Source organism: Caecibacter sp. AF58-12pH5A, assembly GCF_027681725.1.
In the GTDB taxonomy this organism is placed as follows: Bacteria; Bacillota; Negativicutes; order Veillonellales; family Megasphaeraceae; genus Megasphaera; species Megasphaera hominis.
Window position 1 is genome coordinate 214,476 of the sequence record NZ_JAQDBC010000001.1, and the last position, 16,776, is coordinate 231,251.

Annotated in this window: 22 protein-coding genes; all 22 read right to left on the bottom strand. The window is 48.9% G+C overall.

The window, feature by feature from the left end; translation table 11 throughout:
* Genes PGX44_RS01015 through PGX44_RS01120 form a run of 22 tightly spaced genes read right to left on the bottom strand, consistent with a single transcriptional unit; the run spans position 1 to position 16,670 of the window.
* Positions 1–990 (bottom strand): phage protein, encoded by a 990-nt coding sequence (locus PGX44_RS01015; protein WP_498853933.1) that lies wholly within the window; start codon positions 988–990, stop codon positions 1–3.
* 2 nt (positions 991–992) lie between these two features.
* Entirely contained in the window at positions 993–1,328 is a 336-nt protein-coding gene (locus PGX44_RS01020; RefSeq protein ID WP_498853883.1) for a phage baseplate plug family protein, read from the bottom strand.
* A gap of 1 nt (position 1,329) precedes the next feature.
* Positions 1,330–2,040, bottom strand: coding sequence for a phage baseplate protein (locus tag PGX44_RS01025; RefSeq protein WP_498853884.1), 711 nt, complete (start codon positions 2,038–2,040; stop codon positions 1,330–1,332).
* Positions 2,037–4,145 (bottom strand): phage tail tip lysozyme, encoded by a 2,109-nt coding sequence (locus tag PGX44_RS01030; protein WP_498853885.1) that lies wholly within the window; start codon positions 4,143–4,145, stop codon positions 2,037–2,039. Before PGX44_RS01030 ends, PGX44_RS01025 begins: the two co-directional genes overlap by 4 nt.
* Positions 4,146–4,331 carry a DUF6889 family protein gene (locus PGX44_RS01035; protein ID WP_498853886.1) on the bottom strand — a complete coding sequence of 62 codons (186 nt, stop codon included), beginning with the start codon at positions 4,329–4,331 and terminating at the stop codon, positions 4,146–4,148.
* A 17-nt stretch (positions 4,332–4,348) separates the two neighbouring features.
* Positions 4,349–4,783 (bottom strand): phage tail assembly chaperone, encoded by a 435-nt coding sequence (locus tag PGX44_RS01040; RefSeq protein ID WP_498853887.1) that lies wholly within the window; start codon positions 4,781–4,783, stop codon positions 4,349–4,351.
* Between the two features lie 13 nt (positions 4,784–4,796).
* Positions 4,797–5,234 (bottom strand): tail tube family protein, encoded by a 438-nt coding sequence (locus tag PGX44_RS01045; protein ID WP_498853888.1) that lies wholly within the window; start codon positions 5,232–5,234, stop codon positions 4,797–4,799.
* Positions 5,235–5,247: 13 nt separating this feature from the next.
* Positions 5,248–6,402: a DUF3383 family protein gene (locus PGX44_RS01050; RefSeq protein WP_498853889.1), complete on the bottom strand. Its 1,155-nt coding sequence runs from the start codon at positions 6,400–6,402 to the stop codon at positions 5,248–5,250.
* A gap of 18 nt (positions 6,403–6,420) precedes the next feature.
* Positions 6,421–7,032: a phage neck terminator protein gene (locus PGX44_RS01055; RefSeq protein ID WP_498853890.1), complete on the bottom strand. Its 612-nt coding sequence runs from the start codon at positions 7,030–7,032 to the stop codon at positions 6,421–6,423.
* A 3-nt stretch (positions 7,033–7,035) separates the two neighbouring features.
* Positions 7,036–7,401 (bottom strand): hypothetical protein, encoded by a 366-nt coding sequence (locus PGX44_RS01060; RefSeq protein ID WP_498853891.1) that lies wholly within the window; start codon positions 7,399–7,401, stop codon positions 7,036–7,038.
* On the bottom strand, positions 7,402–7,995 hold the full coding sequence (locus PGX44_RS01065) for a phage virion morphogenesis protein (RefSeq protein WP_498853892.1): 594 nt from the start codon (positions 7,993–7,995) through the stop codon (positions 7,402–7,404).
* On the bottom strand, positions 7,989–8,441 hold the full coding sequence (locus PGX44_RS01070) for a DUF4054 domain-containing protein (protein ID WP_498853893.1): 453 nt from the start codon (positions 8,439–8,441) through the stop codon (positions 7,989–7,991). Before PGX44_RS01070 ends, PGX44_RS01065 begins: the two co-directional genes overlap by 7 nt.
* Positions 8,442–8,459: 18 nt before the next feature.
* Complete coding sequence (locus PGX44_RS01075; RefSeq protein ID WP_498853894.1) at positions 8,460–8,753, bottom strand: hypothetical protein; 294 nt, start codon at positions 8,751–8,753, stop codon at positions 8,460–8,462.
* A gap of 19 nt (positions 8,754–8,772) precedes the next feature.
* Positions 8,773–9,819 carry a DUF2184 domain-containing protein gene (locus tag PGX44_RS01080; protein ID WP_498853895.1) on the bottom strand — a complete coding sequence of 349 codons (1,047 nt, stop codon included), beginning with the start codon at positions 9,817–9,819 and terminating at the stop codon, positions 8,773–8,775.
* Between the two features lie 17 nt (positions 9,820–9,836).
* Complete coding sequence (locus tag PGX44_RS01085) at positions 9,837–10,352, bottom strand: structural cement protein Gp24 (protein WP_498853896.1); 516 nt, start codon at positions 10,350–10,352, stop codon at positions 9,837–9,839.
* 23 nt (positions 10,353–10,375) lie between these two features.
* The gene (locus PGX44_RS01090; protein ID WP_498853897.1) at positions 10,376–11,734 is read right to left on the bottom strand and encodes a DUF2213 domain-containing protein; all 1,359 of its coding nucleotides are present in this window, start codon (positions 11,732–11,734) and stop codon (positions 10,376–10,378) included.
* Between the two features lie 17 nt (positions 11,735–11,751).
* On the bottom strand, positions 11,752–12,573 hold the full coding sequence (locus PGX44_RS01095) for a phage head morphogenesis protein (protein WP_498853898.1): 822 nt from the start codon (positions 12,571–12,573) through the stop codon (positions 11,752–11,754).
* A 52-nt stretch (positions 12,574–12,625) separates the two neighbouring features.
* Positions 12,626–12,961 carry a YjcQ family protein gene (locus tag PGX44_RS01100; protein WP_498853899.1) on the bottom strand — a complete coding sequence of 112 codons (336 nt, stop codon included), beginning with the start codon at positions 12,959–12,961 and terminating at the stop codon, positions 12,626–12,628.
* Positions 12,958–13,179, bottom strand: a complete 222-nt coding sequence (locus PGX44_RS01105) for a hypothetical protein (protein WP_498853900.1) — start codon at positions 13,177–13,179, stop codon at positions 12,958–12,960. The genes PGX44_RS01100 and PGX44_RS01105 overlap by 4 nt, the downstream gene beginning before the upstream one ends.
* Before the next feature lie 12 nt (positions 13,180–13,191).
* Entirely contained in the window at positions 13,192–14,973 is a 1,782-nt protein-coding gene (locus tag PGX44_RS01110) for a phage portal protein (RefSeq protein ID WP_498853901.1), read from the bottom strand.
* A complete protein-coding gene (locus tag PGX44_RS01115; RefSeq protein ID WP_498853902.1) occupies positions 14,966–16,282 on the bottom strand; it encodes a PBSX family phage terminase large subunit in 1,317 nt (438 codons plus the stop codon). Before PGX44_RS01115 ends, PGX44_RS01110 begins: the two co-directional genes overlap by 8 nt.
* Positions 16,260–16,670, bottom strand: coding sequence for a hypothetical protein (locus PGX44_RS01120; protein WP_498853903.1), 411 nt, complete (start codon positions 16,668–16,670; stop codon positions 16,260–16,262). The genes PGX44_RS01115 and PGX44_RS01120 overlap by 23 nt, the downstream gene beginning before the upstream one ends.
* Positions 16,671–16,776 lie beyond the last annotated feature (106 nt).

The following is a 16,776-nucleotide window of genomic DNA, read 5'->3' on the forward strand; positions in this document are numbered from 1 at the left end:
TTACGTACCGTTTGCATTTTGTCCGCTATTGGCCAAAATCGCCGGTAATGCCCCCTTTCCGTACCGGGATATTCCCTCTATCTCCGTGTACCAGTCATTCCCGCGCGTGTCGCCGCGGTGTACCAGGCCGGCCACCTGATAGATCCATTCGTCATCTATCGGCATGATAGGCTGGCCGGGTGTTGCTGATATTTCATTCGCCTGTACATCTTTCAGTTGTATCATAGACATTAAATGGATTGACGGGTTCAGCAGGATTTTAAAATTCATCCCCGATTGTACCTGTTGCGGCGTCCCGATAAGGCCGGTAGACGGAGAAATTACAATCGCTTCATCTGTGGACGGGTCTGTCAATTTAACGACGTTTAATGTGCCATTCTCAACATAGTAATTAGCGGCATTGCCGCGGCACACGTCCGCGATGTAGTTATACGGATTGCCAAAAAACACTTTGCCGCGCGGTAACTTCTGTTGTGATAGGCCGTTTGATACTTTGCCCACGTCTGTCTTTACTTCCGCGTCTTGTGCTGCCGTTTCTACTACCTTTCGGGCGTTCATGCCCCGGTTGACTGTTTTAGCGATGAAATTTTTGTTTAACGGATTATCGCCGTCAATAGCCATGAGCGTCAACACATAATCTGTATTACTATTACGGGAGCGGCTGGGCCAAACAATTTTCCCATCGAATATCTTTCCGTATTGCAGGTCTACATCTTCCTCTTTGGTTGTCCCGTCGGCCTGTTTTACGTCTTTTTTACCTTTTCCGGTATAACCGGCTTCGATAATAAGCCGGTCCCCTTCTTCTACGAGCTTGTTTTCCGTCTTTGCCGTCAAATTGTAGATACGTACTGTCGCATAAAAGCCATTTTTTGCCCGGCTTTTATGTACTTCGAATGTGCAGTGCAGGTCCGAAACATTAAGCGCCTCGTTGTCGTTGGCGTCTACGACGAGTATTTTATATTTGCGTAGCCATAACGCGCCCGCTGGCATTGTCACGAGTTATCACCCCACACCAAAACAAATGTACTCCCCAGTGTCGTATTGTCCGGCATCATTAAGTCTGTACTTGTCGTTGCGACGATGTAAGCCTCTCCGATATTGAGATATTTATACTGCCCTAGGAGATTGATACCGGGAACAAGCGGTAACGAATCAAGCAAGACGGCGTCGCTGGTATTGTCTACGATTTTTGCAAGCCATAGACCGAATATGTCGCTATAGTGTAAGCTTAATCGGATGTTTATGTTTCGGGCGCCGCCTTCTAAGGATAGCTTAAACGTCTGTATCGAATCCGGCGTTGTATCGATAGGAATTGTACAATAAGACATGTTACACCCCCAGACCTTCTTCTATGCGCCTTGCTTCTGATGTTGGTTTTTCTACCGGCTGCGCTTCTGACTTATTTGTACTACTAGCTGTAGACCATGCCCGAGCCGATATTTTTTCCGTGGCCACTGTTGCCATGATAATTTGTTGCATGGAAATACTAGCCCGTAAGCCGTACAGTGTGTTTGCATCATCGTTGACAGAAATGGATTGAATAACCATATTGTCATATTTATTTAGCCTTGTAAGCACGCTAAACGGCGTTCGTGATTCTTGTAGACTTACTAACATTCGATAAGCGGATACCGATTTTGTATAAGCGCCGGACCATTGCCCGAAAGCCATAGAGGCCATTGCATCGCTCATGCCAATTTCCATATTAATTTTTATCGGTTCCATGTACATATGGTCAGAGATATTTGCCCCAGCCTGTACCGGATGAGATGTAATTGTAGCCGAATGATCTGTTGTAACCTTCAAAACCGCATCAAAAAACAGCCCGCCTACATTTGTCTTGCATAATATCATTTGCTGTACCGGTTGCATGCCCCATTGTCGCGGGCGGTACCCGGACAAGCCATCTTTTAGTACGAATACATCACTTTTCCCGCCCGCTTCATAGGCATCAATTTTTCCTAAAATTTCCTGTAGCGCACCGTTCGTTATCACATCAAGGGACGATAACGTCCCGCGTATGGTTCCTAAGACGCTCATACTACACCGCCTCCCAGATTGCTCCCAGTCCGTGCCTGCAAGGTTCTTGTCAAGTCTCCCGCCAATTGTTCGCCTGTCTGCGTAATACCGGGAGCATTAATGGTAATAGAGCCGATGTTTGTACTGTTGCTGTTATTGTTATAATTTCCGTAAAGCTGCGGTCCCATACTTACCAGCCCATTTCCAATCATATTGCTATAGCCATATGTGCTTTGATAGCTAGGATCGCCGAGTTTGTAAATCATATTCGCATTTTCTATTGTTTCTTCTTCTCCCTGGCCGGATGCTCCCTCAAAATCTGCGGTAAATTGATAGGCTTTATTTCGAATACTGCCAGGTGTTCGCATTTCATCACCAGCCGGCTTGTAATAACCATTATATAATTGTCCGTTTAACTCCATTAATGCAAACATCATCTGCAACTGATAGCTATCTAAAGGTAGTCCCGTCTTTTCGTGTAAATCCCACAATGCCGCTTTTCTTCTATAGTCTTTCCATTGGAACAACCCAAAAGCAACCTCGTCTTTAATAAATGTATCCTTATCGACTGTTTTGGCATACGTAGTATTATCCGGGTCACCATAAATAGCGCCTGGTTTTAACTGCGATTCATGCATTGCCCGTGCGACCATAACAGCAGAACCCTCACGGGTAAAACCATTCCCCATGAAGTCTGCCATCATAGTCGATGCTCTGCCGGATTTGAATTTTTCATCCGTCGAAACTTCCCCAGATCCTACTCCGGTTGCATTTGCCGTGCCGTCCCAAGCCTTGCCGCTTGCTACGTCTTTTGCCATATCTCCGAAAATCTGCGCCGCTCTTGTAAAATCTTTATGAATCAAAGCGTCTAATGCATCTGCAACGCGGCCTAAAATAAAGGCCATCACGCCAAGAGTACGAATAACAATAGTAATGACCTTACCAATCGAGTTAAAGAAGCCTTTGATCCCGTTTTCCGTTTTCTTGTCAGTTACTCCAAACAAATATTTAAAGAAAGTTTTGGCGTCTTTGTACAACTTGCCAAAGCCATCACTAAGAGAGAGCAATGCGCCTCCCCACGTGGCCTTAATGGATTCCCAATCGATTCCCTGTACTGTCCATAAAACAATATTTTTAATCATTTGCAGGACCGGCGTGAGAACATTGCTGTACATCCATTGCAACGCCGAGGAAACCTCATACAAGGCCCGTATAATCAGATTTTTTATATCTGTAATAGTGCTGTTATTCGATAAATCAAGCAGCTTTTGCCAGACTGGAGCTAATGTCTTTGAAGAATTCCAGCCGTTCATGTAATAAACAAAGTCCTGAATCAAAAGCAGTGCGCCGCCGATTGCCATAATCATCAAGCCGAACGGGCCGGACATAATCGCGGCCCCGACAACGGCAAAAATGGCGGCCCATTTCTTAACCAATGTTGGCAGACTTTCTACAAAATCAACCACGGCACCAAAAACAGAGCGAATGACCTGGAACGCCGATATCCCGATAGACAACATGCGAGATAGTATTTCTGCTATTTTTTTTGCAATTTCCGGCATCCGATTCCCTAAACCGCGGTTCATACTTTCAATAAATTCCTTAAACTGCCTAATGAATGGAGCCAGGTACTTAATCAGATAGTATGTAATCCATTCTTTCAGCATCCGCAGCTTAACTTGTAATGACTGTATTTCATAGCCAATACTACGAATGTACCGGAGTTGTTCTCCCGCGTCTTCCGGCGTGGCTAGTTCGTTCATTTCTGCACGCAAACGGAAAAACTGTTCGCGAAGTTCGGGGACCCATGCAATATCCTGTTCGGACGCGCCCATGGTCTTCATAGCAACGTTCAAGGCTTTTGCTGTTTCCGTAGTCGTCCACATCTGCGTTGCCAGTTTCTGATATTGCATGTCCGTATCGGCAACGCCTTTTATAATTCCTACCGTTTGCTTAGCGACGGCCGCAAGGCCGGTTACTACAGCCGCGGGGACCGCAAAGCCTTTTATATTATGCAGAATCCCTTCCAACTGTTTCAGTGAAGTTGTCGCAGAATTAAACGAATTGTTGTCAATATCAGCAGATAGGCGCACCAGATATTCACTAATAACTTCTCCCGGGTTCATTTACTCACCCCTTTCACTTTTGCTTGCCTCCATAGCCCGCCGTTCATTTTCCGCTTTTACAAAGAGTATTTCATGCGCGTCCAATAAATCGTCTAAATCATATGTTCCATCAAATACTTCGTGTTGTTGCCACATTCCGGCAATTACCGGGGCATAAGCAAACGTATCAATCGTTGGATAGGACATAGGGCTAAAATTTAACCTTATTTTTTCACTGCCTGCATCAACCCGGGTACGTTGAAAAAACTGCCGACATTAAACGCGAATGCCTGGGCTGTCAACGTGATAACCGCGGTAACGTCATAGTTCATATCACTATCAACAAACTCTCCGTTAGATTTAATAACAGGTTCCGGTACCTGTTGCCCGTCAATGTCATTCAGTCTATACACCGTAGCCAGCAACATATTCTGGATTTCATCAAACTCTGCGCGGGGAATATTGTTTAATGCAGTACCAATGCCGTCTAACTGATTCGGGATTTCCTCCCCGGCAAACAGTGCAGGGGCAAATAAAGATGCTGCTTTAATGGCCAAATACGAGGCCGAACGAGCATCTAATTTATTTAAGCGGTACTGTTTGCCGCTTACTTCAATAACTTTAGTTTTTTTGTTAGGTTTTTCTGGTTTAGTTGCCATATAGTATCACCTCTTATAAAAGTACATTCGTAATATCCGCACACATAAGCGTCCACGTGACGCGCTGGCCCTGCGATTGATAGGGCGTGTCCGGTTCTTTTTGTGGCGATACGCCGGTGCAGTAATGGGAAATATTCATCGTGCTGTTACGAATTAAAATTGTAGTGTCTGCCCAATGGCTTGTTGCCCCATTCCAGATCAGTGTATACCACTGTTCGAGCCATTTGTGGAGCGGGGAGGTCTGCTGTACTTCGATTGTAATTGTGCCGTTGTTACCGGCAATTTTCGATACCATAACAGAACCGTCTGCGGCCACGTCATGCGAGGTCCGGTCTGTCGATTTAGAAATGCTGATAGAGCCGGCGCCTTCTCCGGTAAAAATATAATCTCCTGCCAATTCAGAATGAATAGAGCCGGTTACATCCAAAAAGGAATACGTCGATTTTGCCATTTATTTCAACTCCTTATCTGTTTACGTCAACCTCTACGGTTACAAATTCGATTGCGCCGGCCGTCTTGACACATACATAAATAGGAGGCGACTTGCGGGCATCGCGATCTGCAGCCGACTGGTCATCTACAGAGCCGCTCTGAATCAAATAACCATTAGCCAATGCGGTCCCGTTGGTCAAATCCAGTACATCACCGCCGCGCCATACACCCGGGGCAATAAAGCCCGTTGTAACGTACTTGTCGCAAGCCGTGCCAATAACATTCGTAATCGCGGTTACGCCGGCTTCTGTCGCCGGGATTTTGGGCGTGCTAACCAGCAAATCCATAATGCTCAATACAATGTCATTTTTTAACATGTCGAGATTAATGATTTCGTCGAAATGCGTGCCGTCCGCCATAAGGCCCTGCTGTAATACGTCGTACGAATCAGCCCGGGTAATGTATACGTTGCCGTTGACGCCGGTTGTCGTAGACGAGCCGCATACATATTCCACCTGCGTTTCCGTGAGATCGTCCGTGGTAACGCCCGGAAGATTCTTATAGGCTAATGTATACGCCGAATTGTACGTGCCGCGGTTTTGTCCCATGGCATAGCCCATCGTTGCCGCTACAGCGTCCGGTGTATCAGACCGGCCGCAATACTGGCCAAACGAACGGCGATAGCCCTTAGCTTTCAGCAAAGCAAAAATGCCGTCTGTATCGTCTTCTGCGCTGTCTTTATCTACCAGGCTTAAATTGTTTTCGTCATTTGTCGTATACGCAAGCAGGGTATCCGGTGTAGCCGTTTCTGCCCATGCCGCCAGCGTCTGAATTTCTGCTTTAGTTGCGCCGAGCGGAATCAGCACATACCATTCGGAGTTTTTGTTGCGGCATGCCTGTGCGGCTGCCAGTAAGTCCGCATCACCGGTGTATTTTGCGCCAACGGCCAGTTTAACCGGAGACGAGGTCGCGGAAAAATACAATTGTGCCGCCTTGTATTCGGCACTGTCAACAGAAAAGCCGTCCTGAATCATGGCATCCGTCGAGGTATACACGCGTACCCGTTCTTCCTGCGGAATGACTGTAGACGTGCCGAGTATCAAGGCTACATTAAAGCCTTTCCGGGCCGCGGAACGGGTCGCCAGGTTGACGGATATATTGACAATCGTCTTTAGCGATAAATTCATATTATTCATCCTTCCTTTTTAATCTTCAATGATGATAATGCCATACGGCCCCACCTGTGCCGTCGTTTCAATCGTGTGTTCGCTTGTGCCTGGGTTGTCGTGTACGTCTACCGGTACCGTTTCGATTGGCGTTACCGTTTCGTCCCAAACCAGCATATTGTTAAACGAAAATGCCAGGTCTGCACGTTCCCACCATAAACCGCCGTATAATTCCGGTACATACCGCGGCGTTTCCGGGCTGGGGATGATATACAGTCCTGCTTTTCTGAGTGCGTCTGCGCCATCTAAGAGCGTATGACGGAGTTGTATCATATTGTCGTATGCATGGGGGCCGTATGCAGTCCAGGTAAACCGTACCACGCGGTTAGAATAGTGTGTCTTGCGTAACTTGTCGCCTTTCGTTTCCCATTCTTCATGCACCGGTTGCGTCGTGTCGTCTCCTGGGACGTCCTCAAAAGCGATAAAAACTACGTCATCGTCTGCGGTCCAGTCCGGTTGCCCTTCGGCCGGGTAACTGATCCGTACCGGCGGCGGGGTACTGCCGTAATTTTTGTCCGGGTCGTAGCCTAGCGCCTTCATGGTTGCTCTATACGCGGCTTGCAACAGCTCTTTTTTCGTCTGATTTGCCACTTTTTAGCCCCCTTTGCGAATACGGGTACCAATTGCCCTATAAAAGCCGTAATCGTTGTCCGGGGTAACAGATTGGAGCTTATACCGCTCACCGTGCCACACAATCACGTCAGAGTAACCGGATTCACTGGATTCACCGGTCACATAGACGCGTTCCGTCGTTAAAATACGAATACCGCCGCTTTGCCGGTCCCCTTCCTTTACTCCATTTAGCTGTCTGGGGCTGGCAACGGTAACGATGCCCCGCGTCGTGATGGTTTCCGGCTCTCCTTTGGTGTATACGCCGTTTTCCCACGTACCGGAAGAGCGTTCTATCGTGATCATCTGGGATAGCATGCCCGAATGGACCACACTGCCTAAATGTATCATTTAATCCTCCCTTACTACGTACGTGATAGACTGCCGGAGTGCGCCTGTATCAATCAACGGCCGGTTACTTCCTTTTAGCTTGATGGTTAATGGGCTGTTCGGTGCCCAATTGTTGCGCGGGTCCCGGAACCAAGCGCGGACCTTGTTTTGTGCATACAAGCCCACACTATTTATAGCCGCGTCCATGGCCTTCGGGTCGTTGTGCTCTGCCGCAATATAGATTTTCTTGAATTTCTCCGCAATCTGGGCTTTGTTGGCCTCTATGGCCGGCTCAATGATAGGCCGCGGCGGTGCTTGCCACAACGGGGAACCGTGCGATGCAATATACATACTGTATGCTTCGGAGTATTTCGCGCCTTTAGCCATGTTGATATTCATTTCTTGCCGCATAGGCCAGGCCCGGATGCCGTGCGTATGGATATATACCAATTCCGCATTGCCGATATCGGCCGCCGTGCCTTCTTCTTCGCGCGCGTTGTTGTTATTCGGTACACCGACGTAGATATGCCGTTTTTTGAGCTGTAACAGCCGTTTTACGACGCCCGCAAGGCCGCCGTTTATGTCTTTTTTCTCTACCTTTGCCTTTACTACCATACATACATCCCGCCTCTCACATACCTTTTTGCAAGAGATGCAAATTGTAAGCCGAATGTTGTCATTTTAAACGCGGCCCAGCCATTCAGATCAGCCGTGGCCGAGTTGTCCCGGCTGTATGATACGCCGTCTGCGCTCTCGCCTGTAATCATACCGGCGGAAGATGCGGCCGCAATGACGGACGCGGCCGCTGTTCCTTCCGGTTGCATGGATTGTAAGTAAAGAGTGCAAAAATGAGCAATAAATAAGCCGATAGCCACACGCCAGGCCTTACCGAACCGGGTATAATTGACCGTATCCAGGCCGAGAGTAACGTACATGTCGGCCACGGCTTCGGGAATCGTGCTTTTAAATTGCGGGTATATGGCGAAAAAATCGTCTTTAGTGTATGCCGGATGGTCCGGCTTCTTAATATTGGATGCCTGGCCGGTAATGCCTGTTATCATGTACGGTCCCTCCCTTCTTTATTTGCCTGTTTTGGCTGTCTTTTTGTCCGGTTCGGCTGCGTCTGCTGCGTCCGCTTCTGCAGCTTCTGAGTGTTCTTCTGTAGTGTCTGCCGCTTCGGCAGCTTCTGCAGCGTCTTTGTCCGTCCCGGCACCATTCACGGCGATAATATCACCGTCAGCGACGGCCAGGGCGTACAAACGGGCCTTTGTAATCCATTCCGGGGCGTTTTCCATGTTCATAAAGCCTTTTGTCGTGTATACGTCGCCGTCCGTGTTGCGGAATTCGAATTTCTTTTTAGACATAATAATCATATTGCACTCTCTCCTTTACTTAGATACCGTCTACATAGCGTACCGGCTGGTAGTAATTAAATTTAACCTGGCCAATCTGTGCCGCATAAAGCGTGAGATAGGCCGCCTTATCTACTACCGGCTGCGTCATAGCGCGCGTAATAGGTACCGTGATATCAAAGTTGACCTTATCTTCGTCGTTGACATAGACAAGCATACGATCAGTCTTGCCGGCGCCGGCCTGTACACACCACCGGCACGGCTGGATTTCAATTTCACGGCCCTGGTTGTTGGCGATGTTGTTGTTCTTCAAATATTCGAGGACGGAGATATTACCGGCTTCGGATACTTTGCGCGTAACAAGCAAAGTATACTGTTTCGGCGGGATAAGAATATGATTCGGCATGCCTTCCAGGTCATATTCCGACGCTACCCAGGCATCCGTAATGGCCTGGTTCAAGTCGTCGAGGATTTCATCCGGCGTTTTCGTGGCCCAGGTCTTTGTACCGGCTGCGCCGTTGGCAGCTTCGGCAATCGTGACATTCGGGTCATTCAAAAGGCCGGTTGTGCCGAGTTTTTCAAAGCCTTTATAGACATTAAGGTCCAGCGTCTTGTTATAGTTGAGCCGGATACCCTTATTCAGCAGGTCTTCGAGGGAGCGGCCGATTTGTTTCAGTTTTGCCTGGTCAATAAAAGGCACCTGCATAGCATGCATCCAGGTAAATACTTTGAACATGTTTTTGTTCGTATTTACCTGCATAACAGGGACCGTTGTTGTACCGGTGCCGACGATAGACAAGTCGTTAGGGCCGGTCGTGCCGTAATCCATGTCAAACGTAGACGTGTATTCTACCCAGCCGCCGCCGGTTTTGGCAACAATATCACGCTGCCATGTAACGGCCGAGAGCGGTTCTCTTACTTTGGGGTCTGTCTTTTCCAGTTCGCCGACGAGGTAAGCCATACCGGACGATACAGCGGCATCAAAGGCATTCCCGTAAAACGCCTGACGGCCGCCGGATTTCATGGCCATGTTGGCCGCATTAAACATGCTGGAATTAGGTGTAAAAAACGATGCGTTGGTATCCATTGTGTAGCTCCTTTCGGTTAGGCATTAGCCCGCGTCAAAATAGTGATTTCTGCGACGCCATTTGCGTCTACATAGCCGTTGGTCCACTGCACATTTGTCAGTTTGACCGTATTTGTGGAATCGGCAACCGCTTCAAAGCCGCCCACAATGCCATTTACGATGTCGCTGTTCGCCTTGATACGGACGTATACCGGGCCGCCGGCTGTCGGTGTGCCATTATTGCACGTTACGACGACGGCGCCGCGGTTGATGGCGCTTACCAGGTCCAGGGCTTTATAGGCCATTTCGTTCTGAGTGTCATAGCTTACGGCCTGTTTGACGACGCGCAAGGCGACGCCGCCGAATTTATCGGCTGTAAACGTTGCATCTACCGGGGAATAGGTATTGTCTGTGTTGGCCATGAGTGCCAGGCCGTATGCCACATCTGCGGAGCCTTCCTTTAACTGCCGGGACGTGACAATATCATCCGGTGTACGTGCATAGGTACCCGGGAAACCGTAGGTCATAGAAATTCCGATTGCTTTACCGCTCATTATATGTGCCTCCTTATATCAAATCAGTGCTTTTTGTTGTAATGGGGATTAAATTTATTCCGGATCATCTTGCCATAGGCTACATCGTCCATGATTTTGCTGTCTTTGGCTTTGTGGCCGTAGCGTTTCGCATTTGCCAGGTATGTATACTGCGTATCGGGCAAATTAGAGCGCAATAACGCGGCCATGGAATCAGCGGCCTTCGTGCGCTGTTCCTGCGGGAGTGCGGCCAGCAACGGCTTGATGTTCTTGATGATTTCCAGGGCGTTTTTCTTGATACTTTCTGCAACGGCGCCGTTCGGCTGGATTACGTCGTCATCATCATCTGCTTCTCCGTTGATTTTGTTGAGATAGTCCGGGTTTACGTTGCCTTCATCGTCCGGCACATTTTCGTCATCGTCTTCCACCTGGTAATCTTCCGGTTCTTCCTGCTGCGGTGGCTGCGGCTGCGGTGCCGGCTTTTTGCCCTTGAGTTCCTGTTCGAGGTCGTCCAGTGCGTCCGGCTTCTGCTGTTGCGGTTTATACGGAGCGTATGCCGGGCCGTCGTCGTCTTCGTCGTCCCAATCGTCGTCATCCTCTACCGGCGGGCGTTTAAAGCCGCGGGCGTTGCGCAATTCTGCGATGCCGTCTTCGATACGGGATAAGCGTTCTTCTAAATCGCTCTGTTTACCGTCCTGTGGCGTGTTCTGCGGCGGCTGTGGCTGATTGCCTTCACCGTCGTCTTTTGCACAATCCGGGTTTAATTTCGCCGCCTTTTCCATATCTTCCGGCGTTGTGTCTGCGTCGGCTGCAAAGGCCTGCAGCATGCGGCCGAATAAGCTGTCTTTTTTCATATTTTTCCTCCTAATGGGTGTTGTATTGGCGTCTCTAATGGCTACTTTATGGCCGGCACGGCCGCGGTCTACAACGGCGACATGATTGCCGCGTATTTCCCGTTGTATGTACCCGTCGTCGCCTTCCGGGTTCCATAAACAGTCATAGCCGCAAGAAATATCGCGCTTGCCTTCCTCTATCTTGTGGATTAAGTCGCTGTCATAAATAATCAAATCCGCAATGATACAGTCCGATAAGGGACCGTCGCCGCGCCGTACGTTGCGGCATGTGCCCTTGATGTACTTTAATACATTGTCAGCACTGATATCTTCGTCCGGGTGTTCATCTACGACGGGCTTTCCTTCAAAAGATACCAATGCCGTTCTATTAAATACTTCCTCTTCCGGGCGTTTGACGTTGTAGACCTTTTCCGGCTCTTCGCCGCCAAACTCAGAGCCGGCGTACTGCTGTATACCTGTTCGGGCTATGGGTACATCGCGGCATACTAAATAGCCCTCGGGAGTGCGTATCATATGGTCACTGATGCGGCTCCCAAAAAATGCTTTCAACTGTCATTCACCCCTTTCTATTGATTGATGCGCCGGAATTGTGCCAGCGTCATATATTGTATTTTGCCGTGCCGGTATACCTTGTGCGGCCACTGCACGTCGGTATCATCAATTAATGGCTCTGCATAGCAACGGCAATTAAAAATCTCACCCGGTGCATAGTTGCCATAGCTTTTTTTATGGATGAGCTTTTCCGGCGACGGCGGGTCATTCCAGGCGCATACTACATCATCCATGTGTTGATGGCTGGACCGTACCCGGGCATCGTCGCTGGTGCGCCATACATACCACGATATGCCGGCGCCTTCGGAGCGTACGCGGGTTAAGGCTGTAGCCGCCTTTGCTGTTTCCGTCCGGGCAATGAGCCGGGCGTGTGCCCGTGTCAAATTCGGCCCCTGTTGTAAGATGGCCGCTATCATGGATTCGGGCCGTTCACCGTTCAGGCCCCGTTCTGCCGCCAGCTTAGAGGCCCGTTCTGCGGCTTTATCAGACAATGACTTGATGAGCTTACTATTCCGCTCGATAATCTCATGATAGACCGGGTACCATTTCAGCTCCTTTTTCAAGGCTTTATAGATCAGGTCCCCTTTGCTCCCTTTGGCTGCGGCCTCCCGCCACGTCTTCGCGCCGTCCACGAACAGGCTTGTCACCATGGCCATCGCAATTCTCCTGGATTCTCTTTTAAAGTTCGGGGACCGGGCAAAGCCCCGTATTGCCTCTACCATGCGCGCCGGGCTTTTGATGCCGCGTAACCGTCGCCGTAGCTCGTTGATTAAGCGGTTAATTGCCCGTTCATACTGCCGTTCTACCCGGCGCGGCGGCTTAAATCGTTGATTCATATGGCTCCTTTCAGGGCATGAAAAAACCACCTGCATTTCTGCAAGTGGCTCATTATAAACCTGGTATGCTATCCTTAATGCCTTTCGCCATTTTCATTGCTCTCTGCATCATTCCGTTTTCGTTTAAATATTCCAGACCTTTGAGAGTTAATCTTGGCCTACCCTTGCTGACCTGGAAATTTCCTGCTGCGTCGGTGTCGACGGCAATGCCTTCGATAAGACCAGCTATAAGCAGCATGCGCAAAATAGACAGAAGACGCGCTTCTGATATGCCCAGCGTCGACGAGGAGATCATCTTATCGTCGAACTCTTCGTAGTCCATGCTAATCTCTAGTGTGTGCAGGATTTTGTAGATGATTCGTATGTTGTCCATCTCGGTCTCCCTCATTCCTCTCGTTCTTCATCCATTTGCACCGCAAACATGACTACATGTTCTCTTGTAGATACGTGTCCTGCTTCGATTTCATCAATCATAGACTGTCTTTCATCTTCTGTTTCCAGAAATGTCATAATGCCTGTTAAGAAATCAGGATCGTCACTGAATTTTTCTTTTAAAAGCGTGACCATTTCTTTCTCTGTGGGTGTTTTGGGCTGTCGATATTTCATACTTATCTATCCTCATTCCAGTTTCTTTTTGAACAAGATTTCGTATTCACCAAAACCATGCGCGACGATGACATATACGTATGGGTCTATGCATTTCGTAAATTGTTCTTCTTTTGGAAGTCTGTCAAAATCCGTGTTTAGCGCATGCATAACCTTTGCATACTCTTTCTTTCCAAGTCTAATGGTACCACGTTTCTTAGAAGGATTAAACCTTTTTCTGCCGCCCCCTGTGCCAAATTTTCCATCCTTCCTTCGAGGATGTTTGCTTTCAAAATCTGCATCATCAAAAGCTGCACTGAAAAGGTTATTGTCATTTGTGGTTTTAGACGTTTTTGGGGCGTTTTCTTCCATGCCGCCGAACATACCACCCATACCGCCGGGCATGTCGCCTTCTTCTTCGATATCGTCAGGCGCTTTCATGATATCCTCGTCGGTAATATTGGTCCATACGCCGGTGCGTTCACTCTGCTGTTTCAGCTCTTTCAGGGCTGTCCGCTTGCTTACCAGGCCGGCGTTTAAGGCTGTTACTACGTTTTCGGTGCCGCTTTTGGCAAGGTCGCTCTGTTCCTGGTCCGTCGGTTCGCTTACCGGGTCAAACTCGAAATCTAAATCATCAGGCACCGCGCCAAAAGTAGACATGAACAATACCGGCAACAGCTTATTCAGGACCGGCCGCAATTTAGATTCCTGTTCCTGCGCTATCATATCGTAATAGTTTTGTAGATCGCTGTCGCCTGTAGCATTAAGCCCCGCCGGGGAGCGTCCGAATAGTTTTGTCTGCGGAATACGCGCGGCACCGGCTATATCCATCATGAATTGCTGGTATACGTCCGATAGGCCTCCAAACGTGTATTGATGAGATTCAATGCCATCGGCCGCATCAATCACTTGCAAGCCCATATTGCTCATGAGCCAGTTTTGGGCCTGTACCGTCCTGTACAGCTCATCCTTAGACTGTTCGTCTACGGCGGCTAATGTCTGCCCCAAATCGCTCATTTTCAGCACTCTCAGGCTTGCCATAAAGGTCAGTTGTGCAATATTCCACGATACATTATCGCGTTTCTTTAGCTCCTCGAATACGCTTTCAATGACGCTTGCGCCCCAGTTCTGGTCTGCCGCCGATTCCCAGTATGGCAAATCGTCGCCGGTAAACCGTAACACGCGGCTATGATGTACTGTTACCATGACATTGTTCGTGTTGTCCGTGATGTTGTAGTACTTAGGCAGCCCGAACTCCGGGTCCCGGATATCATCAACTACCTCCGTACTTGGCGACACGCTGTTCCACCTGTCGTAAATCATGACGCCGCAAAAGTCGCCGGGCATGAGCATCGTCATATCGAGCGGCTGCGATAAATCATAGCCTTGATTGGCTACGATCATGACACCGACGGCGCCGCCATAGAGCCGGCCCCATTGCAGCCCTGTCTTTATCTTTTGAATCAGCTGCATTTTACGAATTTCTTTGTCGATTCGTTTCAGCAGGTTCGGTGATAGCTCCGTCTGAATACTAATCCAGTTCTTGACCATATCCGACGGGATAATATCGATAATCTGCCGGATAATCCAGTGTTCCCGGTACAGCGTCGTCAATAGCCCGTAATTACGCGTCAGGCGCTCTAAATGGTATTCGGTCCCCTCCATCAGGTTGGGCGTACCAGCACCCAGACGTGCCAGCGCATTTGAAAACACGTCGTTAGCCCTTGCGCGTACTGCATCGCCGCTGTCTTGTACCGGGTGTGTTGCCGCGGTTCGTGCCGCGTATGCTTTTTTCTGCTTATATCGTTTACGCATTCGCCAATCTCCTCGTTCTCACTACCGTGTTTACAAAATAGCGCAGGGCGTCGCAGGTATGGTCTGCCATTTTCAGCGGCCGTTCTTTGCCAGTCTGCTGTATGGCCTTATCGTCCCATACATAGGCCGTCATTTCGTGTACCAGCATAGGGCAATCTTCCCGGTATATCCGTATCTTGCGCCGTGCTAATAGCTTTGCTACGTTGCGTATGCCCTCTAAGACGCTGTTATCCGCGTTAATCGTCGGTACCGTTTCTTTAGCCCGTAATCCTCTATTGCGCATTTCTGCCTTGAAACTCTCTGCCGACGGGTCGATAATTACCGCCGTGGGCATATGGTCCCCGGCCTTGATAAACTCCATCAGGTCGTCGCCATACTGGCCGTTATCCTTTTCATAGTTACCGTCTTTGCGGCTGTCCCAGTAGTATTCACGCATTACCCAGGCTGTATCGCCGTCGTCCCAGATATCCAGAAATGTCATAGGGTTTACCGTCCCATAGTCAATTGAGATGTATCGCCGGAACATGCGCTTATTTTGGTATATCCAGTTCCGTTTCTGTTCGTCGAAATACAGCTCATCGCTCCAGCAGTCTTTGTATATCGAGCCTTGTGCCATCACCCACAGGCCCAGAATAAATCGTTGGTAGAAGACACCGGTATAACTGGTCTTGTACCATTCCCGCACTTTATTTGAGAGTGATAAATTGTCGTCCATGGTGAAATGGATATGTAACAGCCTCTTTACGTCGCCTTTTTTTATCCAGTTCTTCAAAAACCAATGCATCGGGCTTTCCGGGTTACAGTTGAACCACAGCTTTGCACCATCTACAGAACAACGGCCCGTCGCCTGGTTTACGAAGGATTCAGGCATCAGCGCCACTTCATCGAAAAAGACGCCCGCGAGTGTCATACCCTGTATTAAGTCCTGGCTGCTTTCATCCCGGCCGCCGAAAAAGTAAAAATAGTTGATTTTGCCGTTTTTACGCACGACAGCGAGATTCAGAGTACGTTGTTCGTCTATGATGTAATCATGCGCTCTGAGAACGCCAGACAGCCAATTCCAGACGTTCCGGCGAAACGCGCCTACCGTCTTTCCGCACATGGCAAAATTCATCTGATCGTAGCGCTCCATAGCCCAGAAGATAAACGACAGCGCCATAGCGACCGTCTTACCGGCACGAATGGAACCGTCACAGATAATGCCGTTATAGTGCTGATATGGGGAGCCGTCACACCACCAGGTAAAAGCTTGCATCTGTTTCCGGGAAAATTCGGAGAAATGAATACTAGGTTGTACGATGTTCTGCATCTGCGTCTTTCTCCTCCCATACCCGTTTTACAGATTCTTCCATGGCCTTTTGCAACCCGTCGTCTGCGTATACCGTTTCGATGCCGCCGGGCTTTGCTTTCTCTTCAACGAACCCGCCTTTGCATTTCAGGGTAAAAATAATAGCCGTCAGATTTCCATCTTTGACGGCTTGTAACAACCCATACAGGGCAAAGTCTACTAATATTTGCTGGTACTCATCCCGTATTTTCTGCAGCTCTTTGCTGCGCGATACACGCTGGCTAATAGCCGACTGCGTGATACTGACACCGGTGCTTTCGCTGAGGAGTTCAGCGGCCTTAGATATGACGCCGCCGCTTGCGCGCAGGGCATCGGCTATTTGTTCGTTTGTGAATTTAGCTCGTACCATACGCGCCTCCTTTCACCCTTTTTATGTATTAGGTCCATAACGTTTCAGGGCATAAAAAAAGGCCATGCCTCCGAGTACAAAAGGCTGGCCTTTTCTTATTTTTTCA